At 47.7% G+C, this 21394-nt stretch carries 25 protein-coding genes; 21 read left to right on the forward strand and 4 right to left on the reverse strand.

The genetic code is table 11. From position 1 onward, the window contains the following. Positions 1 to 45: 45 nt before the first annotated feature. The 5 genes from aroD (at position 46) to ACTTK7_RS10100 (ending at position 2930) form a co-directional block, all read left to right on the forward strand. A complete protein-coding gene (gene aroD, locus ACTTK7_RS10080; RefSeq protein ID WP_462867868.1) occupies positions 46 to 822 on the forward strand; it encodes a type I 3-dehydroquinate dehydratase in 777 nt (258 codons plus the stop codon). Between the two features lie 168 nt (positions 823 to 990). Further along, positions 991 to 1326: a nuclear transport factor 2 family protein gene (locus tag ACTTK7_RS10085; RefSeq protein ID WP_462867925.1), complete on the forward strand. Its 336-nt coding sequence runs from the start codon at positions 991 to 993 to the stop codon at positions 1324 to 1326. Positions 1327 to 1387: 61 nt separating this feature from the next. Further along, positions 1388 to 2002: a hypothetical protein gene (locus tag ACTTK7_RS10090; protein ID WP_462867870.1), complete on the forward strand. Its 615-nt coding sequence runs from the start codon at positions 1388 to 1390 to the stop codon at positions 2000 to 2002. Positions 2003 to 2113: 111 nt separating this feature from the next. Beyond that, a complete protein-coding gene (locus tag ACTTK7_RS10095) occupies positions 2114 to 2476 on the forward strand; it encodes a hypothetical protein (RefSeq protein ID WP_462867872.1) in 363 nt (120 codons plus the stop codon). A gap of 13 nt (positions 2477 to 2489) precedes the next feature. Beyond that, entirely contained in the window at positions 2490 to 2930 is a 441-nt protein-coding gene (locus ACTTK7_RS10100; protein WP_462867873.1) for a PH domain-containing protein, read from the forward strand. A gap of 267 nt (positions 2931 to 3197) precedes the next feature. Here ACTTK7_RS10100 and ACTTK7_RS10105 read toward each other — a convergent pair whose 3' ends face one another. Then, on the reverse strand, positions 3198 to 3467 hold the full coding sequence (locus ACTTK7_RS10105; protein ID WP_462867875.1) for a glutaredoxin family protein: 270 nt from the start codon (positions 3465 to 3467) through the stop codon (positions 3198 to 3200). A 219-nt stretch (positions 3468 to 3686) separates the two neighbouring features. Here ACTTK7_RS10105 and dinB point away from each other — a divergent pair, with 219 nt between their 5' ends. Next, positions 3687 to 4805, forward strand: a complete 1119-nt coding sequence (gene dinB, locus ACTTK7_RS10110) for a DNA polymerase IV (protein ID WP_462867876.1) — start codon at positions 3687 to 3689, stop codon at positions 4803 to 4805. 19 nt (positions 4806 to 4824) lie between these two features. Here dinB and ACTTK7_RS10115 read toward each other — a convergent pair whose 3' ends face one another. Further along, a complete protein-coding gene (locus ACTTK7_RS10115) occupies positions 4825 to 5460 on the reverse strand; it encodes a YIP1 family protein (RefSeq protein WP_462867878.1) in 636 nt (211 codons plus the stop codon). Positions 5461 to 5551: 91 nt separating this feature from the next. Between ACTTK7_RS10115 and ACTTK7_RS10120 the strand changes: the two genes are divergently transcribed. From ACTTK7_RS10120 to ACTTK7_RS10130, 3 genes are all read left to right on the forward strand, one after another. Next, a complete protein-coding gene (locus ACTTK7_RS10120) occupies positions 5552 to 6142 on the forward strand; it encodes an HD domain-containing protein (protein WP_462867879.1) in 591 nt (196 codons plus the stop codon). An 82-nt stretch (positions 6143 to 6224) separates the two neighbouring features. Beyond that, positions 6225 to 7001 carry an alpha/beta fold hydrolase gene (locus ACTTK7_RS10125; protein ID WP_462867881.1) on the forward strand — a complete coding sequence of 259 codons (777 nt, stop codon included), beginning with the start codon at positions 6225 to 6227 and terminating at the stop codon, positions 6999 to 7001. A gap of 272 nt (positions 7002 to 7273) precedes the next feature. Beyond that, complete coding sequence (locus tag ACTTK7_RS10130; protein WP_462867883.1) at positions 7274 to 8737, forward strand: catalase; 1464 nt, start codon at positions 7274 to 7276, stop codon at positions 8735 to 8737. Positions 8738 to 8972: 235 nt separating this feature from the next. Here ACTTK7_RS10130 and ACTTK7_RS10135 read toward each other — a convergent pair whose 3' ends face one another. Then, a complete protein-coding gene (locus tag ACTTK7_RS10135; RefSeq protein WP_462867885.1) occupies positions 8973 to 9833 on the reverse strand; it encodes a Cof-type HAD-IIB family hydrolase in 861 nt (286 codons plus the stop codon). Positions 9834 to 10097: 264 nt separating this feature from the next. On the opposite strand from ACTTK7_RS10135, the gene ACTTK7_RS10140 reads away from it, so the two are divergent. The 6 genes from ACTTK7_RS10140 to ACTTK7_RS10165 all read left to right on the forward strand — a co-directional run bounded on the left by ACTTK7_RS10140 (position 10098) and on the right by ACTTK7_RS10165 (position 15401). Next, positions 10098 to 10559, forward strand: coding sequence for a GNAT family N-acetyltransferase (locus ACTTK7_RS10140; RefSeq protein ID WP_462867886.1), 462 nt, complete (start codon positions 10098 to 10100; stop codon positions 10557 to 10559). A gap of 19 nt (positions 10560 to 10578) precedes the next feature. After that, positions 10579 to 12288, forward strand: a complete 1710-nt coding sequence (locus ACTTK7_RS10145) for an FAD-dependent monooxygenase (protein WP_462867888.1) — start codon at positions 10579 to 10581, stop codon at positions 12286 to 12288. Positions 12289 to 12446: 158 nt separating this feature from the next. Then, a complete protein-coding gene (locus tag ACTTK7_RS10150; RefSeq protein ID WP_462867890.1) occupies positions 12447 to 13373 on the forward strand; it encodes an ABC transporter ATP-binding protein in 927 nt (308 codons plus the stop codon). Continuing rightward, entirely contained in the window at positions 13370 to 14332 is a 963-nt protein-coding gene (locus ACTTK7_RS10155) for an ABC transporter permease (protein WP_462867892.1), read from the forward strand. Before ACTTK7_RS10150 ends, ACTTK7_RS10155 begins: the two co-directional genes overlap by 4 nt. Before the next feature lie 72 nt (positions 14333 to 14404). Then, on the forward strand, positions 14405 to 14848 hold the full coding sequence (locus ACTTK7_RS10160; protein WP_462867894.1) for a DUF4064 domain-containing protein: 444 nt from the start codon (positions 14405 to 14407) through the stop codon (positions 14846 to 14848). Positions 14849 to 14900: 52 nt separating this feature from the next. Then, positions 14901 to 15401, forward strand: coding sequence for a metallophosphoesterase family protein (locus ACTTK7_RS10165; RefSeq protein ID WP_462867895.1), 501 nt, complete (start codon positions 14901 to 14903; stop codon positions 15399 to 15401). Here ACTTK7_RS10165 and ACTTK7_RS10170 read toward each other — a convergent pair. Further along, positions 15398 to 16726 (reverse strand): dihydrolipoyl dehydrogenase family protein, encoded by a 1329-nt coding sequence (locus tag ACTTK7_RS10170; protein WP_462867897.1) that lies wholly within the window; start codon positions 16724 to 16726, stop codon positions 15398 to 15400. The two genes, ACTTK7_RS10165 and ACTTK7_RS10170, sit on opposite strands and share 4 nt — an antisense overlap. A 101-nt stretch (positions 16727 to 16827) precedes the next feature. Between ACTTK7_RS10170 and ACTTK7_RS10175 the strand changes: the two genes are divergently transcribed. The 6 genes from ACTTK7_RS10175 to ACTTK7_RS10200 all read left to right on the forward strand — a co-directional run bounded on the left by ACTTK7_RS10175 (position 16828) and on the right by ACTTK7_RS10200 (position 21384). Next, entirely contained in the window at positions 16828 to 17643 is an 816-nt protein-coding gene (locus tag ACTTK7_RS10175; RefSeq protein ID WP_462867899.1) for an MFS transporter, read from the forward strand. Between the two features lie 3 nt (positions 17644 to 17646). After that, entirely contained in the window at positions 17647 to 18006 is a 360-nt protein-coding gene (locus ACTTK7_RS10180; RefSeq protein WP_462867900.1) for an MFS transporter, read from the forward strand. A 255-nt stretch (positions 18007 to 18261) separates the two neighbouring features. Then, positions 18262 to 19104 carry an arylamine N-acetyltransferase gene (locus ACTTK7_RS10185; RefSeq protein ID WP_462867902.1) on the forward strand — a complete coding sequence of 281 codons (843 nt, stop codon included), beginning with the start codon at positions 18262 to 18264 and terminating at the stop codon, positions 19102 to 19104. A 108-nt stretch (positions 19105 to 19212) separates the two neighbouring features. Continuing rightward, on the forward strand, positions 19213 to 19761 hold the full coding sequence (locus ACTTK7_RS10190) for a GNAT family N-acetyltransferase (protein ID WP_462867904.1): 549 nt from the start codon (positions 19213 to 19215) through the stop codon (positions 19759 to 19761). 136 nt (positions 19762 to 19897) lie between these two features. Then, complete coding sequence (locus tag ACTTK7_RS10195; RefSeq protein ID WP_462867906.1) at positions 19898 to 20554, forward strand: futalosine hydrolase; 657 nt, start codon at positions 19898 to 19900, stop codon at positions 20552 to 20554. Further along, positions 20551 to 21384: a 1,4-dihydroxy-6-naphthoate synthase gene (locus tag ACTTK7_RS10200; protein ID WP_462867908.1), complete on the forward strand. Its 834-nt coding sequence runs from the start codon at positions 20551 to 20553 to the stop codon at positions 21382 to 21384. Before ACTTK7_RS10195 ends, ACTTK7_RS10200 begins: the two co-directional genes overlap by 4 nt. Positions 21385 to 21394 lie beyond the last annotated feature (10 nt).

The following is a 21394-nucleotide window of genomic DNA, read 5'->3' on the forward strand; positions in this document are numbered from 1 at the left end:
AGTACTAGAGGAAAATTAATACTAATCATTTGAGCGGAGGACCATATGACAAGTCACAGATATCAAACACTTCAAATTGGAAACAAATCGTACAGTAATTCGAAGCCAATGATCTGTGTTCCTCTAACGGAGACTACGGCAGAAGACTTAGCGGTAGAACTGAAAGCGATAAACGTTGCACAGGCAGACGCTATTGAATGGCGGGCAGATCACTTTAAAGATTTAAAAGATAAAAAAGCCGTAAACCGGGTGCTTCAGATGCTGAAGCAGCAAGCTCCGGAATCCGTGCTTTTATTTACTATTCGTTCTGCTCAGGAAGGCGGGGCTGACCGGAGATTAACCGATGAAGAAACGGTGGAAATTATTTCTGATGCAGCACGTTCAGGAAGTGCAGATATAGTGGATGTAGAGGGAAGAATGAGCAGCGGACTTATAGCTGCCGTTCGTCAAATAACCCGGGACCATGGAGTGAAATTATTAATATCCCATCACGATTTTGCAAAAACGCCTGCCTCCCTGGAAATGAATCGTTGGGGTGAGGCGGCGGAAAGACACAAGGCAGACATTGTAAAAATAGCAGTTATGCCAAATTGTAAATCAGATGTATTGGCTCTTTTAAAAACGCTTGTTGAATGGAGTGACAGACTGAATATCTGTACAGCTGCTATGTCTATGGGGTCTGAGGGGCTGGCTTCCCGTCTGGTCGGTCATTCATTTGGTTCTGTGATGGTATTTGCTTCAGGGAAAAAAAGCTCTGCACCTGGACAAATCCCTCTTGAGGAAGCCCACCTGGTGATTGATATTGTTAACAAATATTCGTAAGGTCCGTCTGTACTGTCAGCTTACGCAAGCCGAGGATAAAAATAATCGTTATGAATCAGCAATAAAAGTTGAAAAATCTGTGGAAAAACCCGTATCATTTGATATAGATACGGGTTTTTACGTATGGGCAGGTCGCATACATAAGGAGGGTGAAGACTGATAGAAGACATACGCCAGCTCGAAGAAGACCTACTAAAGCCAAGTATCCGGCGGTCGGCTGTGGAAGTGAGCCGGCTGCTGGCAGAGGATTTCCAGGAAATCGGAGCATCCGGGCGGATTTTTACCCGGGAAGATGTGATTTGTGGATTAGAGGAGGAGCGCCCCGTCCATAGAACGGTGGCTGACTATAAAACAAAACCGCTTTCGGAGCATTTATACCTGGCAACCTATACCGTAAAGAGCGAGCTGGGGACTTCGCTGCGCAGCTCTATATGGCGGAGGACGGCCTCCAGCTGGGAGCTTGTTTTCCATCAGGGGACGCCCAAAAAAGCAAATCAGCCATAGAAGTAGAACACAAATGCTATTTTCGGCACGAGTGCAGCCAGCCTGCAGAAGGGCAGTAGAGGTGAACAATGTGGAACTATTCCATTACCATTTTTGGACGACAGAGGTAGAAGAAACAGAAGCTTTTTACAGCAGTCATGGATTTGAAGTAGTAGGGCGCTTTGCCCTGGAAAATTATCGTATTAAACGGTATGATCCACCGCTTGGGTGGCATGACTTCCGCCATAAAGGGTTAACGTTCCGGATGATAGAAATGAGTCTCGGTCAGGTGAGGGTTACCTTTGGCGCAGGAAGAATGAATACGTTCGGCTACTTTGGCTATCGTGTAAACGGGGAAGAACATGCCAGTATCCTCCGGCGCGCAAAGGAACATGGCTGGGGTATTACCAAAAAGGAACGGAGAACCTTTCTTCAGCCGTCCACCGGCCCGAAGATTCAGCTTGATTGGGCGGAAGAGCTTCCTATTGGAGGAAAAGAGAAGGTGCAGTCTGTCCTCATTACCAGTCCCGAGCCTTATGATTCGTACGACTGGCTGACCGTTCTGGGTGCAGAAGCGCTAGTGCCTGCCTGGCAGGAAAAGCGTGCCTTCGAACTTGAAAAAGTAGTTATTCAGGGAGCGGAAGAGACGGAGACTGTGCAGGATCCAAACGGTGTCTATCTGGAATTCCGTCCTTAATGGAAGGAAGAACAGCATGATGAAATACGTAATAGGGGCGGTGCTGGGTTTTGCGTTGTTTACAGTAAAGCCGAGAACGGCAAAAAGCAGGGAATAGGGAGCGAATACATCGTGGAGTCGTCATTTCGTCAATTAATTATTGTTATTTTAGCTATACTATCGGCTGTGCGTCTGGTCTTCTTTTTTGTGCTGGAGCAGCCTCTTATCGACGCCATGATGCCGCTTGCGTTCATGGTGTACTGGATGCTCATTTTATCGATAGCGGACAGCAGGCAGCTATGGAGTGCAAAACGCGAACTAATCACCATACTGGTGGCAACAGCGCCGGTATTGATTGTTTCATTTATCGGGGTCGTAATGGAAGCTCACGAAATCTTTCTTCCGCTGTTTACGAATTCGATGCTTTTAATGGTTCTTATGCCTATTGTTTATAAGTACGGGCTGAAACCAAACGATTCTGATAAAAAAAACTAGAGGAGACCGGATAATGGTGTTTCGAGCGAAAGGAAGCAGACTGCTGTCCGTATTTGCGGTCATAGCCATTGTGCTGCTGGGATATTCTGTTTTTCAGGCGCTGTTTATGTATAACGGAGGGCCGGGGACTATTCTGAGGGCTGTGATTGATGCGGTCATTATCATTTTAGTAACTCAGATTGTATTTTTCACAAAATATGAATTAAACGAAGAGCATCTGGCAGTCCACGCCTCTCTGTTGATCCGGCTGCGTATTCCTTATGACTCCATTCAACGGGTGGAAGAGGCACCCGGGTGGATTAAGGGGGCGACCCCGGAAAGACTGAAGGTGATCTACCAGGAAGGAAATCGTCATCAGCATATTGCACCGAAAGACGAAGCATTGTTTCTGGAGAAGCTGGCTGCGAAAAACAAAAATATTGAAATGCCAAAAGAAGGACGGTTCACGCGGTGAACTGTCCTTTTCATAATTTGTCGTAAAATTTACGAAGGAAATAGAACCCAATAGAAGCTAAAACCGTTCCGGCAATGATTATCGTTATGATGAAAAGCACTGTAGGCACGAATCCTCCTCCCTTCGCTGCAAATTCCTGCCGTTATAGGTATTTACCCCTGGAGGCATAACCGCAAGCGTCTTTATTTGCCCAGCAGAGCCTGAATGGTTTTGTTCAACAAATATAAAAAAGCACTGGCTTGAAACCAGTGCTGAATGCCATTAGCATTAATTGCTTTGGCCGGATATTCCGACTGTAGCAGCAAGTGTTTTTATTTTTTTCAGATTTGGACCGACGACCTGATATCTTTCGTCGTCCGTGATAATAATAGTAATAGGAACAAATTTTTCGTTTAATGCACCGAACTCCTGGTTCGCCTGTGGGTCATTGACGATATCTTTTTCAATAAAAGAAATACGGTTTTCCTGAAACCAGCCTTTTACTTTAGCACAGGAGGAGCAGTTTGGCTGGGTAAAAATCTGAACTTCATAATTCATATACATTCCTCCAATCGGGATTGAGTATACCGCGGCGCCTTCGTATTTGTACGATTATGATAGTATACTAAAGTGCCCGCGAACGCAATGAAGAGCTCAGAAACCCCGGCCGTAAACGATAAAGGATGTTCACCTGATGAGAACGTACGTTTGTGGAAAAAGGTGTTGTCCGCTATAATAGAAGGAACAGAAAACTGCGCGTATAAGGGGGCGTAGGAAATGAAGCAGAATGAACAAAAGCTCCGGAAGATTATTCATATTGATATGGATGCTTTTTTTGCATCTATTGAACAGCGCGATCAGCCCCATTTGCGAAACAAGCCTCTGGTAGTCGGAGGTTCTCCCTGGTCAAGAGGTGTAGTGGCTACATGCTCCTACGAAGCGAGGCCGTACGGTATTCATTCGGCTATGTCTTCCTACGAAGCCTACCGAAGGTGCCCGGAAGCTATTTTTATTAAAGGGAATATGGAAAAATACCGGGAGGTTTCGCGTGAAATAATGGCGATCTTTCATGACTGCACTGATCTGGTGGAGCCTCTTTCCCTGGATGAGGCTTATCTCGATGTGACAGAAAACCACTGGAATCTGCCGTCCGCTACGCTCGCAGCTAAAGAAATACGGAAAAGAATTTATCAAAAGACTGGTCTCACTGCCTCTGCCGGTGTTTCATATAATAAATTTCTTGCAAAGACGGCTTCGGATTATGATAAGCCGGATGGCCTGACAGTTATTACTCCGGACCGGGCGGATGCTTTTGTGAAGGCTCTTTCCATCGGTGATTTTCGCGGAGTGGGAAGGGTGACCAAACGGAAATTTGATTCACTCGGCATTGAAACCGGGGAAGACCTGCAGCAGCTGAGTGAAGCAAGGCTCGTGGAATTGTTTCATAAGCAGGGCCATGTTTTTTACCGTCAGGCCCGGGGGATCGACGAACGTCCGGTAAATCCGGAAAGGGAGCGGAAATCGCTCGGAAAAGAGACGACGCTTTCGCAGGATCTTCTGCTTGTGCAGGATATGCTTCCAGTTATTGAAGAGCTGCTTGATCAGGTGCTGGCCAGGCTGAAAAAAGACGGCATCAGAGCCAAATGTATTGTGCTGAAAATAAAATTTGCTGATTTTCAGCAGATAACCCGCCGGTCCACCCTCGAGCACCCGAGCAATGATCGTGCGGAGCTGCTCGAGGCTCTTCGTCTTTTACTCGAGGAAGGGGCCTCCGGGGGGGAGCCTGTCCGGCTTCTTGGAGTTACAGCTTCGGAGTTTTACGGCCCGGGAGAAGTAACGGGAGGCCGTGGCAAGGTTTATAAAACGGTAAACTATGAACAGCTGCGTCTTTTTTAAACGCAGCTGTTTTAGTTGATTAACTGGAGAAGACGCCGAAGAAGAAAATAGCCATCAAAGCTAAAAGCAGAACTATAATAAAAATGAGGAGCGTCAGTAACAGGGCAAACACTACAAATGCCCCGAAAGCTTTACCGCCGGAGAAGCCGGAAGCGGCGGAAATTAAATTCACCTGAGTAACAATAGTCCAAATGGAAGCAAGGGCTGTGAGAACCCCGGCGATAGCTGTAAGCAGCGTAGCCGTGTCGCCGTTGGCCATAAGCTGGCCGAGGTATAGTAAAAAAATGATGGGGAAAATAATTGCCTGTGGAAAAAGGGACAGTCCGTAAATAGTCCGGGCTTCCCGGGCGTTCATCCTGCCCTGGAATATCAAAATAACGAGCTTCAGGATCAGTCCGTTCAAGTAAAAAGTAATGATTTGAAATACAAGGAACGCGGCGATAATGCCGGCGGCTGCCAGAAACGTAAAAAGAGCGGAGTCCGTTTCAAGCGGTGCCGTTTCCCGGGCGTTTTGTGCAAAGGCCTGAGATATTCCGGCAATGATAACGATCCAAAGGGCGGTGAAGTGAAGCTTTGGATGACCGGTTAATTGCCGGTACGTTTTTCGAGGTGCAGTAAGCAAAGCTGACAGCTGCCTGGGATTCATAATGGTCATTCCCCGCTTTCCTTAATGTATCTTTTTTCCATCTAATGTTAGTGTACAATAGTTTGAAGAAAGAAAACAGGTTGTATAAGGAGGTTGGGCCGTGAATGCGAGGCTATTTTCTATTTTAGAAACACTGGAACTGTTTGACGAAATGAAATCCATTCAGCGTGCTTCATTAAAGAAGGATGGCGGGCGGGAGAACGACGCGGAGCACAGCTGGCATGTATGCATGTATGCCCTGCTTTTGTACCGGGAAGTTGATCCGGACATGGACATTGCGAAAGTAGTGGAAATGCTGTTGATACACGACCTGGTGGAAATATATGCTGGCGATACGTTTGCGTATAACGAAGAGGGTAAAAAAGATCAGGAAGAAAGGGAATGGCAGGCAGCGGAAAAAATAAAAAGCAGGCTTCCGACTGAGCTCGGGCGTTGGTATATGAAAAGATGGCATGAATTCGAAAAGGAAAAGAGTACCGAGGCAGACTTTGCCCGCTCGCTTGACCGGATGCAGGCTATGGGGCAGAATATTTTTACCAGTGGAGCTTCCTGGAGAAAGAACGGCGTCCGGCCGCAGGATGTGGAGAACCGGGCACAGACATGGAAAAAAAGCAGTCCTGCTGCAGAAGAGATTTTCGAGCATTGGTGGCAGGAGGCGTTAAATGAGGGGTATTTCACAAACGAGGATTGACCAGAGCAGCGTTCAAACTAACACCCCGGAAATATCTTATGGTACAATTTTTTCAATGTGATATTTAGAAGGGATGGAAGAAATGTCGACTATGAGCAGTGCCGACAAAGTCACTCTATATTATAAAGAAGCCGGCCAGGGATATCCTGTTATTTTTCTGCACGGGCTGACTGGAGATCACACGATGTTTGAACGCGAAATGGAGCAGTTGAAAGACCAATTCCGCGTTATAGCACTGGATATGAGAGGACACGGAAGGTCAGACAAGCCTGAAGCATATACATTGGAAGATCATATACAGGACGTACTGCACATGATGGATGAGCTCAGTATTGAATCAGCTCATCTGGTCGGTGTTTCAATGGGGAGTTATATCGCTCAGGGTGTAGCTGTTGAAGCTCCAAAAAGAGTAGCGAAACTGGTGCTGACAGCACCGAAAGCACATGGGAAAACGTCTTCCACGGCCCGCTTGTTTGCTGAGCATGAAGCTGAGTTGAGCGGCCTATCCCATCGCGAAAAATTAAATAAAGCCTCGATGTATATCTATCATGATATCGGCAAGGTCCAGGATTGGTCAAAGCAGATCGAAGGCCGGGCTGTCGAGCTGAATGCCGAGGAAGAGCAGGCAGCGTCTGATGCTTTAAAGGGATTTGATTTCCGGGACCAGCTTCCTTTTGTAGAGGCAGAATCGCTCGTGATCAGCGGGAAATACGATGGTCTGAATCCGCCGGAATATGGCAGGGAAATAGCTGAACTGATTCCTTCATGCCGGTTTGTGGAATATGAACATTCAGGTCACGGAATAAACGTTGAGGAGCATGAACGATTCGTGGAAGAAGTCAGAGATTTTTTGAAATAAAGCCAATAAAAAGAGCAAGAGCACGATGGCTAAACGAATAAGCCTGCTCTTTCGCTCAGAGCGCCGGAGATCCGCTGTGATTTTCAATTAAACAGGCAGATATTCAATTGAGTTGATAAGAATACCGGTTTTCAAAGGATTCAAGCTGGTTTTAAAGTGTAAAACAGTAGAGAAGCGAACTTCCAGATTAAAATTGTTATAAAATAATATTGATTTTTATGTGGGATATGTTATCATATGGAATATGAAAATAATTAAGAGGTGATGAAAGCATGGCTGATCGTAAAAATGTACAAACAACCGGTTCAGGTGCTCCAGTAGGAGATAACCAGAACTCGTTGACAGCAGGCAACAGAGGCCCCACTCTTATTCAGGACGTACACCTTTTAGAAAAACTTGCTCACTTTAACCGCGAGCGCATTCCTGAGCGTGTCGTACACGCAAAAGGCGGCGGTGCTCATGGTGTTTTTGAAGTGACAAACGACGAAATTTCTAAATATACCAAAGCTGATTTCTTAAGCGAAAAAGGCAAAGAAACACCAATGTTCATCCGTTTTTCCACAGTGGCGGGCGAATCCGGTTCAGCGGACACAGTACGTGACCCGCGCGGTTTCTCCGTGAAATTCTATACAGAAGAAGGCAACTACGATCTCGTAGGTAACAATACACCGATCTTCTTTATTCGTGACGCTATTAAATTCCCGGATTTCATCCACACACAAAAACGTGACCCGCAGACGCACCTGAAAGATCCGGATATGGCATTTGACTTCTGGTCCCTTTCTCCAGAGTCGCTGCACCAGATCACGTATCTGCACGGTGACCGTGGTATTCCGGCAACGTGGCGCCACATGAATGGCTACGGCAGTCACACGTTTAAGTGGGTTAACGACCAGGGAGAAGCATTCTGGGTAAAATACCACTTTATTAGTGATCAGGGCGTTAAAAACCTTGACGAGCCAACAGCAAATCAAATAGCTGGGGAAAACCCGGACTATCATACGGAGGATCTGTTTAATGCTATCGAAGAAGGAGACTATCCTTCCTGGACACTGTATGTACAGATCATGCCTTACGAAGAAGCGCTTACGTACAAATGGGATCCGTTTGATGTCACTAAAATCTGGTCGAAGGAAGACTATCCACGTATTGAAGTCGGCCGTATGACATTAAACAAAAACCCTGAAAACTACTTCGCAGAAGTAGAGCAGGCTGCGTTTTCACCGGGACACTTTGTACCCGGCATCGAGGCTTCTCCGGACAAAATGCTGCAGGGACGTCTGTTCTCTTACTCTGACGCTCACCGTTACCGTGTAGGCGCCAACCATGAACAGATTCCGGTTAACAAACCAGTAAGCGGCACAAACAACTATCAGCGCGACGGCTTTATGCGTACAGACGACAACGGCGGCGGTTCGAAAAACTATGAACCGAACAGCTACGGTGGTCCTACTGAAGACGCGGCAGCAGAAATCAGCCCGTTTGATGTAGAAGGCAAGGTTGCAAGCACACCTTACCCTGATGACGATCACTACACGCAGGCAGGCGACCTTTACCGCTTGATGAGCGAGGACGAAAAGCAGCGCCTCGTTGATGCGTTTGTGGGCCATATGAAACCAGTCCGTAAGGATGAAATTATTAAACGTCAATTGGAAATCTTCTACAAAGCGGATCCGGATTACGGACGCCGTATTGCTGAAGGACTCGGCTATAAAGTACCACAAGAAGAAGCGTAAGCAGTACCACCGTTTGCGCAATCACCAATTTTAATTTTATGCATCATCCACTCACAACTTGCACCCGTGCCTTCTCAGGCACGGGATTTTTTTATGAAAAAAGCCGGGTTCCAAAGAATTTCTTCGGAAACCGGCATATGCAGTGAAGTTTCAGCACCTCTGTTTATATTTCGAAAAGGCGGACGAAAATGCGTCAGCACGTGGTATGATAAAGACAGATGAAAAAATGCATCGTTTAAGAATTCAGCATGTATGTAATAGCTTCTGCGACGCCGTGTTCGTCGTTTGTGCCAACAATATGATCGCTCATGGTTTTGACTTCATCCACAGCGTTTCCGATAGCGACGGCATAGCCGGCTGTTTTTAGCATACTGATATCATTGTAATTGTCTCCGATGGCGGCAGTATCTTTTAACGGTACAGCAAGCTCTGTAGCGAGTCTTTCAAGCGCAAGCCCCTTCGAAGCTCCCGTGTGTTCAACCTCAAAATTATGATCACCTGAAGTAACGAGGGTTAAATCCTCCCGGTTTTTAAAATGATCAATGCCTGTCTGGCGTTTTTCTTCGATGAAAGAGACCGCCAAAATATTAAACAGGGAAACGTTCATATCATGCAGATCGAGGTAGCTTTCAATAAAAGAAAATCCAGTTTGGCTGTACTGCCGTTCCGCTGCTTTCTGCATGGAGGCTGTATCCGCATGGGGATTGGAGCTTTTGATCCGGTCCTGCTCGATTTGAAGCAGCTCCCGGCTGTTGTGGGGAGTGTAGATAGCTTTTTCTGTAAACGCTTCATAATAGAATTCCTGCTGATGAAGCCATGAAAGTACTTCCATGCCTGTTTCTTTTGGGAGAGGCACAGAGATATACAAATCACGGTCCGGAGAGTGAATAGCGGCACCGTTCGCAGAAATCACCCACGGATGAAGAGAAGTATTTTTAAGTATATTCCACACGTCAAAGTGGGCTCTGCCTGTAGCAATAACGATATCAATACCGTTTTCGACGGCCGTTTCAAGTGTTTGTACCGTTTTATCATCCAATTGGTTTTCACTGTTTAAAAGAGTGCCGTCCAAGTCAATTGCGACCATTGAAAACATGTTGTTTCCTCCCATTACTAGACGAGGTTAAAAGCATAAACCTTCTATACTTTAACATAAAATATCATAAACAACGAAATCACGCGCGGAAATTTGTATAATAATGGTAACATGCTTATAAAGCTTCATTCGGAGAATGTATAAAAATTCTGCAGTGCTCATGCCGGGGAAACTTTTTACTGGCCGCAGAAGGATATGGAAAAGTACGGAAAGAAGGTAGCAAAGGAAAAAGAATACGCAGGATATTGAATAGGAGGCGTGGTTATGTACATTAAAAAAACAGAAGATCCGGTGCTGCTCAGCCAGTTAAATCAGTCACTGCACGAATGGCACGTAAACCTTCATCCTGAACTTTTCTTCCCTTACGATCAGCCGTCGGCTCAATCGTATTTTGAAAAAAAGCTCGCTGACGACTGCCACATGTTTTTTATCGCTGTCGAAGACGAAGAGCCGCTGGGGTACGTTTGGCTTGAGCTTCGCAAAGAAAAAGGCAGCGATTTTAAACGTCCTTCGTACTACGGCTACATTTACCAGATTGTTGTGAAGGGTCAACACCAGGGTCAGGGCGTAGGAGCTTTTTTAATGAAAGAGGCGGAATATGCTGCGCGGGACTACGGGGCAGATAGGCTTGAACTGGACTATTTGGCACAGAATTATATAGCAGAAGCCTTCTATAAAAAAATCGGATATGAACCAAGACGAGTTACAGTGCACAAAGAGCTTTAAGAGGATGGGGGCTGGAGAAATGGTTACAAGTCATACGAATATTATTATCGCCGGTACAAGCGTCGAAGGGCTTGTGCTGGCACGGGCTTTGGAACGCTATGATGTAAACGTCCGGCTGCTTGAAGCTAAAAAGTCCCCTGTCCATGAACCAAAGGCACTGCTTCTATATGCGCGGACGCTTGAAGTGCTCGAAAGCGTTAAACTGGCAAAGCCATTGCTGGAGACAGGCATACCCTATCATTCACTGGAATTCAATTACGAAGGAAAAAAGATTTTTACTCCTTCCTTCGATTTTTTGAAGGAAGAATCCTCGTATCCGTTCGTATTGTCGCTCGCTAACTGTGATGTACAGCGTGTGCTGCAGCGTTCGTTGGTGAAAACATCTATAGAATGGGGCACGAGTATTACGCAGCTGAAGCAGAATGGTTTAAAAACAGAAGCGATAATCGAAAAAAATAACATGGAAGAGCGGATAATTGCCGATTATGTCGTCGGGGCCGACGGGGTTGAAAGTGTTGTCCGGGAGCTTGCTTCCATTAAATGCAAAATAGAGGGCGGCTCTGAATTAATGATGGCAGATATTAATACAGAGCAGCGGATGACAAACAATGCTCCGTCCATGATGTTTAATAAAAAAGGAATTATGTTTGCCGCAGACCTTCCCGGTCACCAGGCAAGAATTATGATGATCGACCGCGATAGGCCGAACATCCGCCTTAAAAATACGGAAGCATCCCTGCGGGGGCTCTACCAAAAAATCACTGGCCGTCCGTTATTAATGCAAACGGCGGTGACGGTGCAGTCGAAGCAGGCTGTGTTTCATCAGGCAAAAGAGTTTCGGGCGGGGGATGTATTTTTAGTCGGTGAAGCGGCACATGCCCATCACCCGATGACAAGCCAGAGTGTGAACCTCGGCATCCAGGACAGCATTAATTTAAGCTGGAAGCTTGGCATGGTATGCGCAAGGGCCTGCCCGGAAACGCTGCTTAATTCATATGAGACTGAGCGGCTTCCTGTCGCAAGAAAGGTCAACCGGTCGACAGATTGGACGGTGCGGAGCCTGACTGTGCAAATGCCTATTGCTGTGCAGGCAAGAAACCGAACGCTGAAAATGGTCGAGATGATTGAACAGCTTCCGGAGGCCTTTATACGCAGACTGTCGCATTTGTCTGTGAGATACCGGGCATCGGCACCATCGTTGAAGGAAGAGCTCAGACGCGAAGGGATACTGCATCCAGGAGACCGGGTGCCTGATGCAGCATTAACGGATTTTGAGAATCGCAAAACCAGGTTATATGAGCATCTGCAGGAAGGAAAATTTTTATTTGTGATGCGCACGAGCGGCAGCCGGATCGACAAGGAATATGCGTTTATTAAGCGGTGGATCCGCAAATCCGCGCCGTATTTTGGCAGCATGGTACAGCCTGCATTAGTGGCGCCAACACCGACAATGGGGCAGCCTGATGATATTTTATGCTGGAGTGAAAGGCATTTAAGCAGGGAATTCAGGCAATTAATCGGGCCGGGGGAATCTATGCTCGTACGGCCGGATGGTTATCTGCTTTTTCACAGCGATGATGCGGGGTGGGGCAGTTGGAAGGATGCAGTTGAGCTCTTTCTTGCAGCGGGGGCTGAATGGAACCTCGAGGAGCAGGAAGCACGGAAGTGGTATCAAAATTTCAAACTGATCAGCCGCAGGTTGAAAAAACAGCTGATATTCAGTAAATAAGAAAGCTTCCCGTAAAGCCGGTACCGTATACAGCGGTCGCCGGCTTTTTGAAACGCCCGCACATGTATTACGTAAAAACGAAAGAAAACATTGACATTTTCATTCCAAAAATAGGAAAATGAACGGGTTGAATGTCTAACAAATAAGGAGAGAAAACCATGTCATCGATTTTAGAAGTGAATGATGTACATAAGCGTATTCGCGGTAAAGAAATCATTCAGGATCTGAATTTCTCTGTCGAACCGGGAGAGGTTTTTGGCTTTCTCGGACCGAACGGTGCGGGAAAAACGACAACGATCCGTATGATGGTCAGGCTCGCCCCTATTTCGTCCGGAGATATTCTTATTGATGGATACAGCATCCAGAAATCGTATGCGAAGGCGGTTAAACAGGTCGGAGCCATTGTGGAAAATCCGGAAATGTACAACCATTTAACGGCAGAAAAGAACCTGATCCACTTTGCCCGGATGAACGGGAAGGTGGATCACGAACGCATTGACGAGCTGCTCGAGCTTGTGAAGCTGGAGCATGTGAAAAAGAAAAAAGTGCGCACCTTTTCTTTAGGCATGAAGCAGCGGCTCGGTATTGCCCAGGCGCTTCTGCACCGGCCGAAGCTGTTGATTTTAGACGAACCGACTAACGGCCTGGATCCGGAGGGTATCCGAATGGTACGGGCTTACCTGCGCCGGTTGGCTGAGGAGGAAGGGCTGGCGGTGCTTGTTTCGAGTCATTTGCTCTCAGAAATGGAGCTGATGTGCGACCGTTTTGCGATTATCCAGGACGGTAAACTGATCAGCATTGAAGATCAGCGCGTCCCAGAAGGAGAAGGGCGCCCGGTGCCGTACCAGATTGATGTCGGTCCGCAGAAGCTGGAGGCTGTGATGCGGATGGTGAAAGAAGCTTATCCCGACCTGCAGATAGAAGAAGCAGACCAGCGGTTGACGATATACATAGAAAAAGAGAACGTCCCAGCCCTTCTGCGCTATGTCATGGAAGCCGGATTTGATATTTATGAAGCAAAAGAAGATAAACAAACGCTTGAAGACCGGTTTCTTCAAGCAACGTCGAAGGAGGGCTCCTCATGATCCGCCTGATTCAAAACGAATGGATGAAGCTGTTTTGGCGTATCAGCACGTGGGTGATGACGGCAATTCTGCTCGTCGGAGTAGTGGGTGTTCTCATTTATTCCATCACCAATCAGCCCTCAGCGGATGAACTGCCGTCTGAAGAACAATGGAAAGCAGGGCTGGAGCAGCAGATCGCTGAAGACCAGCAGGCGCTGGAGGATAGCGGGGGTGCCAATGCAGAGTTTTATGAACAGAATATTGCGGAAAACGAATACCGCATTCAAAATGACCTGCCGCCGCAGAGCGCTACAGGGGAAAGCGTCTGGTCATTTATGAGCACGAATGCAGGGTTACTCGACCTGCTGAGTATTTTTGTTATTATCGTAGCGGCTACGATCATTTCTTCTGAGTTTAAAAGCGGGACTATTAAGCTGCTGCTGGTCCGCCCGCCGTCCAGGATCAAGATACTGACGTCCAAATATCTTACAGTGATCCTTTATGCTGTTGCAATGCTCGCTCTGCTTTTCGGGGTCTCATTTATCCTGGGCGCTCTTTTCTTTGGATTTGGTGAACCTTCCACCGAGTTAGTCTACACGGACGGGGAGGTCGAACAACGGCCGCAGGTGCTTGCACTTGCGATCGATTATCTGACCGGATCGGTGAATTTTGTCATGCTTGCGACACTGGCATTTGCCATTTCAGCCATTTTCCGGAGTGAAGCGATGGCGATTGCCATCAGTGTTCTGTTATACGTAGTGGGCGCTGGTGTAACAAGCACGCTGGCTCTTGCCTACGACTGGCCGAAGTATCTGCTGTTTGCAAATACGAATCTGAATCAGTACTTTACAAGCGGAGGACCGCCGGTGGAAAGCATGACGCTTGGTTTTTCCGTTATCGTCCTGATTGTGTACTGGCTGATTTTTATGGGATTTGCGGTGTGGATGTTCAAAAAAAGAGAAATCAGCGTAACCGGTTAACGAAGGTTGTTTGAATTCCGGTATAGACAGGGAACAAAATAACTGAAAGTAAATGAAGAGGAGTGTGCGCCTATGGTGAAACGTACGGCAGAAAAAGTACTTGGAATTATTGCGGCTGTTTTAAGCGGCCTTGGCATCATTTTAGGAATTGTCCTTTTGTTTGTGGATGCTTCTGCGTTAGAGGAAGCAAATCAGATGATTCAGGAAGAAGGGGGAGAAACACTGAATGCGCAGGATATGGCTGCACAGTTTACCGCCTTCGGTATCAGTCTGATCATCTTTTCAGCGATTGCAACAATTCTTGCAGCGGTAGGCGTTTTCCTGCTGAAGCGAAATAAACGCTCCGTTGCTTCCGGCATTTTGTTTTTCCTTGCGGCAATTGCCGGCTTTATAGCAGTTAACCTATTTGCGATTGTTCATTTTATTCTGCTCGTGGTGGCAGGCATTATGGCTATTGTCCGCAAGCCGGACACGCCAGCTGATAATTCCGCAGACGTTCAGGAATATCCGGAATAACAGAAACGGGGGCTCCGAGAAATTCGGAGCTCTTTTTTATGAGGAGGACGAAATGAGGGTACTGGTGATTGCGGACACCCATATGCCGAAAAAGGCAAAGGAGTGGCCGAAGGAGCTTTATGGGGAATTTGCAGAGGCTGATTATATTATTCATGCCGGAGACTGGCAGAGCCCGGACGTGCTGGAGGATTTAAAGCAGTACGCCCCGCTTACGGGAGTATATGGAAATGTGGACGGGGACGATATAAAAGCTCTGGTGGGAGAGAAAGAGGAGATCGTTCTTGAAGGGTGGCGTATCGGTATTGTGCACGGTCACGGAGAGAAGGGAACAACTGAAAAAAGGGCCGGGGAAGCGTTTGCCCCCGGCCGGAAGGATATTATTATTTTCGGTCATTCCCATATCCCCTACCTGCGGTATGCCGGGAAAACGTTAATGTTTAACCCGGGGTCGCCGACGGATAAGCGAAAGGCGGCGATGTTTTCCTACGGGCTGCTAGACCTCAGCCATGACCATTTTGAAGCCCGGCATGTATTTTTCCACGGTAAAAGCTAAACGAAATACTGAAGGTCCGAAGCGTTGGTCGGATATGCAAACATTGTCCGGGATAAGGAGCTCGCCGGGATCTCGTGCTGAATCACAAGCGTCATATAGTTAATGAACGAGGCTGCATCACTGTTTAACGCGTGAGCGCCGACAATGATGTCCTTCTCCTTATCAATAATTAATTTTACAAAAGCCGTTTTTTCATTTTTGTGCTTGTACGTAAACCACGAGCTGACGTCTTCAGTAACTGTAGAAAGTCCGCGGTCAGAAGCCGCTTCACCTGTCAGGCCTACCGCTGTTAACCCGGGCACGGTGAATGCTGCAGAAGCGATCGGTCCGTAATGAATGGGCGTGCTGTTGTTTTCGAGCAGATTGGTGGACACGTAGCCTGCCTCAAATCCGGCTAATGGAGTTAACGGGCTGCCGGCCGTATCGGCGCAGTCGCCGGCGGCGTAAATATTTTCATTGGTCGTATTTTGCAGATATTCATTTACAGTAATACCCTGCTTTTTATCGTAGGCAGCACCCGCTTTTTCCAGATTCAGCGTTTGCACGTTCGGCGTGCGGCCGCTGCCATGAACGACAATATCGCCATAAAAGGATTCTTCTTTCTTTGTATAAACCTGATACCCGCTGCCCTCCGGACGTATTTCGGCTGCTTCGGTATGCAGGTGCACGTGCACACCGATCGATTCGGAGTAGTCAATGAGCTTTTGGACAAGCTCAGTATCAAATCCTTTCAATGCACGATCTCCGCGCTGTAGAATATGAACATCGGCTCCCGCCCGTTTGGCAATATGGGCAAACTCAAAGGAAATATAGCCGCCGCCGATAAAAACAATGCTTGATGGCAGCTGATCGAGTTCGAGAAAATCATCGCTGCTGAGCATATGTTCAGATCCTTCAATTGGAAGGCTGGCGGGGCTTGCGCCGGTGGCGAGTACGAATTTTTTACCCTTAATGGGGCGTCCGTCCACTTCTATCGTTTCATGGTCGATAAAATGGGCGCGTCCGTGCAGGGTATCAATGCCGCTGTCTTTTAAGCTTTGTTCGATAGCTTCCGGCACGCCCTCGACAAAGGTGCGTTTGAAATTCATCAAATCTTCCCAGTGGATGGATAAGCTGCCTTCAAGACCAAGGCCTTGGAGACGCTGGGCCTGCTCGAGCACCTCTGAAGCATGGATGAGAACCTTCTTCGGGTCGCATCCACGCAGGGCGCAGGTGCCGCCGTAGGGACGTTCATCCACTATAGCCGTGTTCCAGCCGGCTCCATTTAGGTTTCCTGCAGCGGTCATACCCGCCGAACCGCTTCCAATTACAATAACGTCATACATAGTATTTACCTCCTTTAATCTCTTCGTTCCTATTCCTTTAGCTGGAAAAAATAAAACGAAGACCGAAATGGAAAACTATTAATCGAAAGAAGGAAGAGCACATGCAGTATGAAACAGGCGAATTCCATTCAGAACGACTGATGACCGGGCTTTTGTTCTGGTCAGGGCTGATTGTCATGTCGAGTTTGTACATGACAATACCGCTCATACCAACTTTTTCGGAAGCATTTCATATTTCTGCCGGAGAAGCCGCCTGGGCAGGGAGTATTTTTTCCATCTTTTTCGCGGCAGGCTGTCTGCTGTACGGCCCGTTATCGGAACGGGCGGGGAGAAAACGCACGATTGTAGCAGGCTTGCTTGTGCTTGCTGTCGTAACTCTTTTGCTCGGGATGGTGTCGACCTTTGCTGCTCTGCTGATCGGCCGGGCTCTCCAGGGGCTGGCGGCTGCTTCATTTTCACCGGTAGCGCTTGCTTACATTGGCGATATGTTTGCACCGGCTAAGAGAGGCTCGGTTATCGGGTTTATCAGCGCCGGCTTTTTAATTGCCGGGATTTTCGGCCAGACGTGGAGCAGTGCCGCCATGCAGGCGGCCAGCTGGCACTGGGCCTTTTTACTGCTCGGTATTGTGTATGTGCTCACCTTTGTTTTAATGTGGCGCCTGCTTCCGGTAGATCCGTCGAAAGGAAAAACGGGCAGTAAGCCTTCTTTTTTCTCCCAACTGCAGACGGCAGCCAAAAATAAGAGCCTGCTGCTCTGCTTTATCGTCACTCTTTCGGTGCTTATGGTTTTTGTGGGGATGTATTCTTCGCTTGGGCAGTACCTGCAGGGCGTGTTCCAGCTAAGTCAGGGAGACATTTTATACGTTCGCGCTGCGGGGCTGCTGGGCATCAGTGTTGCTTTTTTCACAGGGAAATAGAGCATGCGTGTCGGCAGTCCGTTTATTCTTCGCGCCGGTCTCGGTATCGGAGCGCTATCACTTTTGCTGATGATCGTAACCGACAGTTTATGGCTGCTTGTAGCATGGAGCGTGCTGTTTACGGTCGGAGCTGGTTTAATCGTTCCTGCGATTATTGCGCTTATCAACCAGGTGGGGGCTGAAGTGAGAGGGGTGGCAACGTCGCTGTATACATTTATTTTATTTATCGGGGCCAGTATCGGGCCGGTGCTCAGCACCGCAGTAAGCCAGGCTGTGTCTGTCGAATGGGCCTTCGGTGTTCTCGCTTTGATTTACGCCGCCAGTTTTGTAACAGCTTTAGGAATACGTGTACCAAAGCAGTAAAGAAGTCGTTAAACGGCTTCTTTTCATTTTATGTGAATTTATTTAACATATTTTTTCTTCTGAATAGGTTTTATCGGAAAAATACACAGGAATAACACAAACAAGAAAGAGTAATGAAAGAAAATCTAACAAAGTAATTTCTACATTATCGCCTAATTACTCGAAATTTTCAGAAAATAATGGTACGATAAAAATCCAGGCAGGAGAATAATAAATATTATATTTAGATAATTCAGATAAACAGGAGTGGTGAACATGGTTAAAAGCAGCACGAAGCGGTATTTGGAAGCCCTACGTTTGACGGTGGAGGAACCTTCTTTTTCTTATCTGGCCAAAATTATGAACGCTCACTTGTTTACCCTTCCATTTGAAAATGCGAGCAAACTAATATACCACCGGGAAAATACCTTGGAAAATTATACGCCGGACACGCAAACCTTTGTCGATAATTTCGAAAAATACCAGTTCGGAGGCACGTGCTTTACCGTTAATCAGAAGGTGGCGGCTATACTTCAGGATTTAGGCTTTGATGCTTACAATATTGATATGGGTCCGGAACACATCGCGACTGTTGTCCGGCTGCAGGGCGAGCATATTCTCGTGGACTGTGCCGTTTCGGCGCCGATTTTTTCACCGGTGCGCCTGGAGAGGTCCGACCGGAACATTTATATGTATCACGATGAAAAGATTGTCATCAGTCCGGTGGATAAAGAAAATCATTTGTATGAATTCAAACGATATATAAAAGGGACGCTGACAAAAGATCAGTGGGTATTTAACGCTGACCAGCCGAGAAGCCAGAAATATCTTAACGATATGGTAGGTCATTCCCACCGGGAGGACGCCATGTTTATGTCACTGCTGAGACTGCAGATGTGGCAGCCAACACGAAACATTACGCTGAAAAATAACCGGATGCGCATCTATCATCCAGACGGAACGACGGAAAAAAGAGATCTGCAGTCGATTGAAAAAATCGAAGAAGTGGTTCAGCATGAGTTCGGACTCGGAAAACTGCCTGTGCGAAAAGCGGTTGAATATCTCGAAGCTAAAGGGATAAACGTATTCGCCTCCTTAAATAAAGAAGAGGCATCTTAAGTGAAACCGGCGCTGCCTGCGCCGGTTTTTTGTTTGAAGACGGTTGCGGCCGGTTATCTGTATCGCATATGATAGACAGACAATATTAACACAGGGCAGGTGTCTGGATTGAATAACGCGATTGCTGAGGTGAAGCTGGTACCCTTTAAACGGGAGCATTATGACAGGTTAATCGAGTGGGTGCCGTCGGCCGATTTTTTAAAGCAGTGGAGCGGAGAAGCTTTTACATACCCGCTGAATGCAGAACAGCTCGATGATTACCGCAGGCAGCAGGAGGGAGATAATCCTAAACGGCTTGTCTATACTGCCCTGCATCAAACAAGCGGAGTACCCGTCGGTCACATATCGCTTGGGGCCATTAACTACCACGATCGTTCCGGACGGATAGGCAAGGTGCTCGTTGGAGATGAAACGATGCGTGGGGTGGGTCTTGGGCAGTGGATGGTCCGGGAGGTATGCCGGATCGCTTTTGACGAATTGCAGCTGCACCGGGTGGCTCTCGGAGTTTTTGATTTTAACGCTTCCGCTTTGCGGTGCTATGAGCGTGCCGGCTTTCAGCGCGAAGGGGTAAAACGGGATCTTCGTCTTGTAGGGAACACGTATTGGTCTCTTGTGGAGATGAGTATGCTCGAAGAGGAGTGGGAGAAGCTGCGTTAATTTCCGTGCCGGCGGCTGCCGCTTTTCTGGAAATTTCACTGTAAAAGGTTCATAATAAAAGGACAGGAGCCATCTGCGCTCGTGTCTTTTTTATAGGCGGGCAGCAGAAGCTTGATTACGGCTTGGAGGGAAGCGCATGGAGAAAAAACCATCTGTACTGGTAATGGTTTCTGTAGAGGCAGAAAAAGAAGCCCTGCAGGAAGCAGTAGAGGCAGAAGATGCCTGGGAGGTGCAGGTAGGCGGTGTCGGAGCAGCACAGATGAGTGTCCGGACATCGCTGCTGCTTGCTGAACACGACTATGATTTAGTTATAAACGCCGGTATTGCGGGTGCATTTCCGGATAAAGCCTGGCTGGGTGATATTGTGGCAGCCAGCGAAATCGTCGCTGCGGATATGGGGGCAGAGACAGAGGAAGGATTCGCTCCGCTCGAAAAGCTTGGGCTGGGGCCGACGCGTTTTCCGGCAGAAAAAAGGTATACGCCTGAGCTGATCCGGCGTCTTGCAGAGAATGGAATTTCAGCTGTTGAAGCCCCGGTGCTTTCTGTGTCGACCGTAACCGGTACACAGGCAACGGTGAACCAGCGGGCGTTTTTATATGAAGATGCTGCGGCAGAAGCAATGGAAGGCTACGGCGTGGCAGCGGCCGCCAGCTATTTCGGAATTCCGGTAATGGAAATACGCGCCATATCAAATGAAGTCGGGCCAAGAGACAGGGACGCCTGGAACATACCGGGAGCACTGGATTCTCTGCGGTCGGCTGTACTTATATTGCAGGAGGTTACATCATCATGAAAATAGCTTTTTCCCCGTGTCCCAACGACACGTTCGTGTTCCATGCCTGGACGCATGGGCTGGTAAAGGATACAGAAGCTCCGGAAGTCACATTTGCAGATATTGATATTACTAACCACTGGGCCGCAAACAAAGAAGGACCGGAAGTGATGAAAATTTCCTACGCGGCTCTTCCATGGGTGCTTGAAGATTATGCTCTTCTTCCGAGCGGTGGTGCCCTTGGGTACGGCTGTGGCCCCTTAGTATTAACAAAGGGCGAAAAAACGCCTGAACATTTGATCGGTAAAACGGTAGCAGTGCCGAGTGAACGGTCCACGGCTTATCTGCTGTTCCGTTTATGGGCATCCAAGGTGATCCCTGAAGGTGTTGGAGAAATTAAAGTGATGCCCTTCGATGATATTATGCCGGCAGTCCGGGACGGTGAAATAGATGCCGGCCTTGTTATTCATGAAGCCCGATTCACGTACCATAATTATGGCCTGTCGCTTGTAGAGGACATGGGCAGCTGGTGGGAAAGAGACACCGGCTTCCCGATTCCGCTTGGAGCGATCATTGCCCGCCGCCATTTAGATACGCAGACGCTCGCAGATAATGCCCGGCGCTCTGTGGAATACGCCTGGGAGCATCCGGAGGCGTCAAGTGATTTTGTCATGGAAAACGCCCAGGAGATGTCCCCGGAGGTGGCTCAGTCCCACATCGAGCTGTATGTTAACGAATTCACCCGTAAGCTTGGCGATGACGGGTACGCCGCTGTGGAAACCCTGCTCGGACGGGCAATGGAAGAAGAATTGATCCCTTCCTTTGATCTGAAAAAAATCAGGCTGTACTAAACAAAGAAGC

It is taken from the genome of Marinococcus tarijensis (assembly GCF_054971385.1).

Coding starts and splice junctions, on each gene's coding strand:
- aroD (WP_462867868.1), top strand. CDS start 46: ATGACAAGTCACAGATATCAAACACTTCAAATTGGAAACAAATCGTAC.
- ACTTK7_RS10100 (WP_462867873.1), top strand. CDS start 2,490: ATGGTGTTTCGAGCGAAAGGAAGCAGACTGCTGTCCGTATTTGCGGTC.
- ACTTK7_RS10105 (WP_462867875.1), bottom strand. CDS start 3,467: ATGAATTATGAAGTTCAGATTTTTACCCAGCCAAACTGCTCCTCCTGT.
- dinB (WP_462867876.1), top strand. CDS start 3,687: ATGAAGCAGAATGAACAAAAGCTCCGGAAGATTATTCATATTGATATG.
- ACTTK7_RS10115 (WP_462867878.1), bottom strand. CDS start 5,460: ATGACCATTATGAATCCCAGGCAGCTGTCAGCTTTGCTTACTGCACCT.
- ACTTK7_RS10125 (WP_462867881.1), top strand. CDS start 6,225: ATGTCGACTATGAGCAGTGCCGACAAAGTCACTCTATATTATAAAGAA.
- ACTTK7_RS10130 (WP_462867883.1), top strand. CDS start 7,274: ATGGCTGATCGTAAAAATGTACAAACAACCGGTTCAGGTGCTCCAGTA.
- ACTTK7_RS10135 (WP_462867885.1), bottom strand. CDS start 9,833: ATGTTTTCAATGGTCGCAATTGACTTGGACGGCACTCTTTTAAACAGT.
- ACTTK7_RS10140 (WP_462867886.1), top strand. CDS start 10,098: ATGTACATTAAAAAAACAGAAGATCCGGTGCTGCTCAGCCAGTTAAAT.
- ACTTK7_RS10145 (WP_462867888.1), top strand. CDS start 10,579: ATGGTTACAAGTCATACGAATATTATTATCGCCGGTACAAGCGTCGAA.
- ACTTK7_RS10150 (WP_462867890.1), top strand. CDS start 12,447: ATGTCATCGATTTTAGAAGTGAATGATGTACATAAGCGTATTCGCGGT.
- ACTTK7_RS10155 (WP_462867892.1), top strand. CDS start 13,370: ATGATCCGCCTGATTCAAAACGAATGGATGAAGCTGTTTTGGCGTATC.
- ACTTK7_RS10160 (WP_462867894.1), top strand. CDS start 14,405: ATGGTGAAACGTACGGCAGAAAAAGTACTTGGAATTATTGCGGCTGTT.
- ACTTK7_RS10165 (WP_462867895.1), top strand. CDS start 14,901: ATGAGGGTACTGGTGATTGCGGACACCCATATGCCGAAAAAGGCAAAG.
- ACTTK7_RS10170 (WP_462867897.1), bottom strand. CDS start 16,726: ATGTATGACGTTATTGTAATTGGAAGCGGTTCGGCGGGTATGACCGCT.
- ACTTK7_RS10175 (WP_462867899.1), top strand. CDS start 16,828: ATGCAGTATGAAACAGGCGAATTCCATTCAGAACGACTGATGACCGGG.
- ACTTK7_RS10180 (WP_462867900.1), top strand. CDS start 17,647: ATGCGTGTCGGCAGTCCGTTTATTCTTCGCGCCGGTCTCGGTATCGGA.
- ACTTK7_RS10185 (WP_462867902.1), top strand. CDS start 18,262: ATGGTTAAAAGCAGCACGAAGCGGTATTTGGAAGCCCTACGTTTGACG.
- ACTTK7_RS10195 (WP_462867906.1), top strand. CDS start 19,898: ATGGAGAAAAAACCATCTGTACTGGTAATGGTTTCTGTAGAGGCAGAA.
- ACTTK7_RS10200 (WP_462867908.1), top strand. CDS start 20,551: ATGAAAATAGCTTTTTCCCCGTGTCCCAACGACACGTTCGTGTTCCAT.